This is a genomic window from Citrobacter sp. Marseille-Q5395, from assembly GCF_947057495.1.
Lineage (GTDB): Bacteria > Pseudomonadota > Gammaproteobacteria > Enterobacterales > Enterobacteriaceae > Citrobacter > Citrobacter murliniae.
In genome coordinates, this window is sequence record NZ_CAMSEL010000026.1 from 57,896 (window position 1) to 63,895 (window position 6,000).

At 48.9% G+C, this 6,000-nt stretch carries 6 protein-coding genes and 1 pseudogene; 1 reads left to right on the forward strand and 6 read right to left on the reverse strand.

Annotation, left to right across the window (positions count from 1 at the left end; all coding sequences use genetic code 11):
• The first annotated feature begins 235 nt into the window (after positions 1-235).
• The gene (yibB, locus tag OH663_RS23220; protein WP_200011516.1) at positions 236-1,093 is read left to right on the forward strand and encodes a protein YibB; all 858 of its coding nucleotides are present in this window, start codon (positions 236-238) and stop codon (positions 1,091-1,093) included.
• 64 nt (positions 1,094-1,157) lie between these two features.
• Here yibB and OH663_RS23225 read toward each other — a convergent pair whose 3' ends face one another.
• The 6 genes and pseudogenes from OH663_RS23225 to OH663_RS23250 all read right to left on the reverse strand — a co-directional run.
• Complete coding sequence (locus OH663_RS23225; RefSeq protein WP_200011514.1) at positions 1,158-1,742, reverse strand: tail fiber assembly protein; 585 nt, start codon at positions 1,740-1,742, stop codon at positions 1,158-1,160.
• Complete coding sequence (locus tag OH663_RS23230; RefSeq protein WP_200011512.1) at positions 1,742-3,511, reverse strand: phage tail-collar fiber domain-containing protein; 1,770 nt, start codon at positions 3,509-3,511, stop codon at positions 1,742-1,744. The genes OH663_RS23225 and OH663_RS23230 overlap by 1 nt, the downstream gene beginning before the upstream one ends.
• The gene (locus OH663_RS23235) at positions 3,504-4,067 is read right to left on the reverse strand and encodes a phage tail protein I (protein WP_200042099.1); all 564 of its coding nucleotides are present in this window, start codon (positions 4,065-4,067) and stop codon (positions 3,504-3,506) included. The genes OH663_RS23230 and OH663_RS23235 overlap by 8 nt, the downstream gene beginning before the upstream one ends.
• On the reverse strand, positions 4,057-4,977 hold the full coding sequence (locus tag OH663_RS23240; protein WP_200042098.1) for a baseplate assembly protein: 921 nt from the start codon (positions 4,975-4,977) through the stop codon (positions 4,057-4,059). Before OH663_RS23240 ends, OH663_RS23235 begins: the two co-directional genes overlap by 11 nt.
• Positions 4,961-5,314: a GPW/gp25 family protein gene (locus OH663_RS23245; protein WP_032943848.1), complete on the reverse strand. Its 354-nt coding sequence runs from the start codon at positions 5,312-5,314 to the stop codon at positions 4,961-4,963. The genes OH663_RS23240 and OH663_RS23245 overlap by 17 nt, the downstream gene beginning before the upstream one ends.
• Positions 5,315-5,353: 39 nt before the next feature.
• Positions 5,354-6,000, reverse strand: a pseudogene (locus OH663_RS23250) (contractile injection system protein, VgrG/Pvc8 family); the annotation flags it as partial.

Sequence of the window (6,000 nt, forward strand, 5' to 3'; positions counted from 1 at the left end):
GAATAAAGCAATAGTTTCAAGAAAAATAATACCAATGAAAACCATTGGTCATTGAATAATTTTTTGCAACAACCAGTTATTTTGTATATCCGTTGCTTATCAGTTTAAATATCACATGATGCTTCCCGCCTCATGTTGATACTGATAGAATGTTCCCATGTGACTGATATCAAAAAAATATGTATTCAACATTCTTGTAGTTATTGGATAGGTATAAAACACGGATTGCTTAAAAATGAACTCATCTATTACCATTGTTACAGCATTTTTCGATATAGGACGAGGAGACTGGACGAGTAATAAAGGTTTCTCTCCTCACTTAGAGAGAACAGCTGATACCTATATTCAGTACTTTGAAAATCTGTCTGAATTGGATAATGACATGGTCATTTTCACATCCAGTGAACTTAAACCCAAAATTGAAGAAATTAGAAATGGAAAAAACACTGTTGTAGTGGTTTTAGATATTAATAAAAAATTTCAACACATTAAAAAAAGAATTGCGCGGATTCAAAAAAATAACGAGTTCATAAGCAAACTTGAAACTCGCCAGTTGATAAACCCCGAATACTGGTCCCCTGACTATGCACTGGTTTGCAATCTGAAAACATATTTTGTAAACAGAGCTATAGAGTTAAATCTTGTGAATGATGATATGGTTGCATGGGTTGACTTTGGTTACTGTCGTAGTGCAGACGTAACCAGAGGGTTATCTCGATGGGACTATCCTTTTGACCGAAACAAAGTAAATTTCTTTACAGTTAAAAAAGGCTTGACCGTCAAAACTATCCATCAGGTTTTTGACCACATGATTAACAATCGCTCCTATATTATTGGCGGAGCAATTGTAGCAACACAAAAGAAATGGAAAGAGTTTTACAAACTGGTTTGTCAGTGCCAAATAAAAACACTCAGAAATAATATAGTTGATGACGATCAGGGTGTTTTTATAATGTGCTATCATTACAACCCTAAATTAATAAAACTAAATCACCTGGGTAAAAACCGCTGGTTTAATCTGTTTAAACTATTCGGAAGGAAAGATTTAATTACTTTATTAAGAAGATTAAAAGTCTCTCTTATAGGTAAATAATTTTTAATTGAGGTATGAACAATGCCGATTCTAATCAGCCCCGGCATTGTTTTGCTTAAGTCTGTTATATGGGCAATGGATATTCAGGCCAGATGATGTTTTGAGCATCCTCGGGGTTAATTCGGTTAAGCATTACACGATACTTTTTCCATGCAATAAGTGCTTTCGATTCGTCTTCCGTCGCCATGTCCAGATCAACTGCATCCTGGAGAGGAGCAATAGCAGATGTTGCAATCATCAACAGGTTTGCTTTTTCCTGCGCAGCCTGTCCCTGAAAAAATGCTTTTTCCGCCTCTGCATCATGAACCCATTGTGTGCCGTCCCATTTAACATATCCCCCTTCGGGAGCCACTGATACAACATTATCAGGCAGGGACCCCAGCGTCTCAATAACAGTGGGTCTACCTGTGCTGATGTCATAAACGGTTTCTCCCCGGTGGTCTTCTACTTGCGACCATTTATTGGTCTGAATATCGAAAACAGCCACGAACCCCGCCTTCACTTTTGGCGGTGCTATATCAGTACTATATGCAGGTAAGCCCGTATTAGCCGGAATAAACCCATCCCCCTTACCAATAAACTCATTTGTTGCTGATGAAAGGTTGTAAATAGTAATAACGCGGTTGGTATCGGTCATTTTAAAAGCCATTATGCAAGCCTCACTAAATAATTAAATGCAGTATTTTTTACAGTGTTTTCAGCCTGACCAGATGGTGAAACCGTCACACCGTGGCTGTGCGCGCCAATGTAAACAGAGTGTGCATGCGCTCCAATACCCACCACGTGATCATGTGCGCCAATTCCTACGGCGTGAGCATGGTCGCCAACGCCACCAACAGCTCCCCAGTTTGTTCTGTCAGAGCCAGTATTGGACATTGCAACGACATCCCCTGCCTGACCGAACTGCGTTCTACCGGATATAGGGTGATTGTGAGCCCCCGCGCCGGTTGTTGATTTAGTACCGTAGTCAAAAACTGATACCGATTTGGTGCCATAATCAAACCCGGTTGTATCCCTGCTTCCGAGATCGGTACTTGCGATCGTTGCACCGTGATCGTGCCACTTAATACCATCCTGTTCTTGTGTTAATACCCCTCTACCTGTTGGGTTGCCTTTTATCGTCTGACCACGCATATCAGGAATAACCCCCGCAAGATATGCCACAGCAAGTAATGGATAGGCAGATTTATCAAACGATTGGCCCTGCATAAGCGCATGGTTAGCAGGCGGTATATCCGAAGGCCATGGAATGGGAGCTCCTACAGGGTAATACTCATAAGGAGGATTTGCCGTGTTAAAATCACGCCTCCAGATCGCTGGATAGCCCTCACCATGATTAACATAAGTAAACTGAGCATTTACAACGCCGGTCGTTGAGGATGTCGGTGTGGTGACACGAATAGTCATCGCAAGCCGAACCCCCATGACCTCTACCACTGCCCCTGCTAACTGAATATTCCCACATCCCGTATCAGTGATAGTTCTGTTATCACCATAAGACCAGGAACCTTTGCACATCCAGTACGGATGATTAAATGCCCCCTGCGATTCAAGCCAGGCGATAAACTCCGCAGTCGTCCAGTCACCGCCCCCGCCAATACTTACAGAGCCGCTAAATGCCCGCGCCCCACCAATATTACGAACGAACCAGTCAGGTTTAGGTATATCCCCGCCGTTCTGGTCTTTTTGAAGCGATCCCGCAGCGCGATTTATGGTTTCTACTAAACCAAGGTTTTGTAGAAATAATGCGACATTAGGAATATCACTGCCGTTCCGGTCTTTAGCCAGTCGCGCATTCGCATTATCCATTGCGATCTTAACTGCTGCCGGGGTGGAAGCCTGCGTTTCACTGGTGCTGTTCACAGTGCTGTTAAGTTGAACCAGCCCTCTTTGTTGTGTCGTGCCATCGAGGACACCAATCGACTCACGCGATGTTTTTTGTGCTTCCGCGCCACGCGCTTTTATCTCTTTCAGGTTCTGGTCAATGCGCAGGAATAAGCCATCACCTGTTGCAACATTCAGCGTGATATTTGAGGTGTCTGATACCGCCAGGCGAAACTGCATATTAACGCTGACACCGCCAACAGGCTTATCGATCGATGGGCAGTTTGCCACCGCGTAGAGCTCCCCGGCGTCAGTCATTAAACCGACTTCGCGAACGGTGAATCCGCCAATCCCGGTCGGCAGGACGATTTTCGCCATTAACTGCGTGGACTGTTCCGGGGACACCACCAGCTCGGCAATATCGCCCCGGTACGTTTCATTGATCAACCGGATTTGTGCCGGGTCTGGCTTGACCTGCTTGCCATTACTGTCACCCACCACAAAGTGAGTCAGTACAATCAGGCGACCACTGGCCAGCGCCTCCGCCTCCAGTTCTTTACCCCGGTTAGTGATAATTGAGTAGTAATCAGCCATGAGATTCCCCGGCAAAAATGTCCACATCGATATGCGCTGTTGTCGCACCCGAAATATAAAAAGCCCCGTCCATACCCACATTCGCCATCACATCAATTTTGCTCAGATAGCTGCGCAGGTTCTTGGCCCGATCGGTGAGCTGGCGGATCTGATGATAGAGATCGTCGCTGACCCCCTCACTGCTCTGTACTTCGATCCGGAAGGTGTAAGGTTCAGCGCGCGGCGTGTCTTCCCACCACTCAACCACGGTCGTGGGCAGGTTCACAGACCCGAGAGAACGGCGTACCGCCCCGGCTGTTCCCCTGTGCTGATGCACATATGCGGCATCTTTTATCACCTGTCGCTTCTGCGCCTCCGTCCAGCCGTCATCCCAGAAATCAACGGCATGCTCCCAGGCCAGCCAGGGGAGAAGATGCGCCGGACAGGTGTCAGGATTTTTGGACTTGCGCACCATGTTGGTATCGAGAGTGGCGATTTGCTCAGCGCTGGCCTGCTCCTGCGCCCGCTCTTCATGAAATGCACCAGGAGGAAGCAGAGATCGAAACTTAGCCGTCATTGCTGCTTACCTCCCTGCGGGTGACATTAATGGCGGTACACCACGGGGCTTTACCCGCTTCCGCTTCCAGATCTGCCACCGGAGAAATCAGCCTTACCCGGACCACGCCGGATTGCTGCAGCGAGGCATAAATGGCGGACAGCGGGACGACGGTTTTAATCCGATGAGAAAGCGTGGTGTATGATCGTAAAACATCGATGGCATTATTCAGCACCGTACTGGCGTCCGGTCCTTCCGGGATTTCCAGCTCCGCCGAAACGGCATAGTTTGCAATCGTGGCACTTTTTACCGTCACATAGTCAGTTAACGGGCGGATTTCATCTGCATTCAGTGTGCTGTTAACCTTATCAAGCAGGGGCTGTCCCGCTGTCCCATCCCCGGTGCGTGACAGGACATAAACATCAACGTAGCCTGGCCGGTTATGAGTTTCCGGCCCATAGGCATCGGCATCCAGCACATCCGTATCGGCAGACTTCGCATGAAAGCGGTATGCGTTACGCGCGCCTGCTGTATTCAGTTGCGCCCATGAAAGCTGGATACGTTCGCGAAATGCCGCATCGTCTTCCAGTTCAGGCTCCACTGGCGGGATGGCAAGCGGATCGCCGGGCTTAATAACCTGACGTTTAACGTTGAATGCGGCACCTATCTGGTCAAGGTCTGCCTCTTTTGCACTCGCGAGAAATACCGCCCGCACGGCATCATTAACCCGCTGAAACGCAAGCGTCAGCTGGTAGGCATTCACCTCCCCCTGTTTAAACGTTGGATCGGATTCCACCAGCGCATCAAACTGCTTATCAAGCTCCCGCAGGCGCGCCAGCCACCGGGTGAAGATTTCAGTCGCATCCGGCACCACAATGGCATCCGGTACGTCCAGTTCGGACAGGTTGATCACGTCATAGCTGCTTGCCATAAATCGTTATGTCTCCCGTTCTGACAGGTAAATTGGTTTCCTTGTTGATCCCCTCGATATCCAGCACACAGCCGGACTCCCCTTCAGGAAAGGAAACAAGCACACGTGTTACCTTCAGCCGCGTTTCCCACCGGGCCAGTGCAGTCGCTGACGCGGCGATTATTTGTAGTCGGGTCAAATCATCCCGTGGGTTATCCACCAGCGAAAACAGATCACTGCCATAGTCACGGACAAGAACCCGGCTCCCGATGGGAGTGGTCAGTATGTCGCTGACGGACTGGCGCAAATGGGCGACGCCGGACAGGCGTTTCCCGGTCCGGTTGTTTACACCGTTCATGATTAAATTCCGTAGCTGAGTCGCCGGATGGCGGGAGGGTTAACCGAAGTAGGACGGGCCTTTTTTGTCCTGCTTTTCTGATTTTTTCGAAGCTCCTGCGGGTTTACGAATATCCACGACAAGGTTGTAGGTGTAGCTGAATCCTGCTGACGTCAGAGAAAAGACCAGAGACTCAACCACCCAGGCCCGATCCTCACGGGAGCCAAAACCGGAGGTCGACACACTTGCTTCTGCTGTCAGCGGAACATGTTTAGGGCGACATGGCCCCGTGAGCGTCATTTTCTGCTCGTTACGCTTCGCCTGTGTTTTCCTGGAGTTTGCCTGTTGCTCGGCGGTGTTTTTCTCCGACTGGGTATAGGGATTGGTCATCGCCGGGCCATCATGTTCAACGGAGGAGGTCTTTGTCGTGCCGTCCTCCTCGTCGTAATAACGCACGCCGATTTTCTCTTTGGCTTTTCCTCCACTCCCTGTCGCTTTACCTGTCGAACTCCCCCGCTCACCTTCACTGTAGGACCAGTTTGATACTTCATCCGGTGTGATGGTGATCCCGCCAGTCTGTTTCCCTGAAGCCGTTGCCGTGGCCCCTTGCTGTAAAAAAAGCCAGTAGCCTCCTGATGGTTTGCTCACTGCGTTGTAGTCACGAGCAAGCCTTGCGAGCAGGTTGGCATCGGATTCCGCCACCTGAT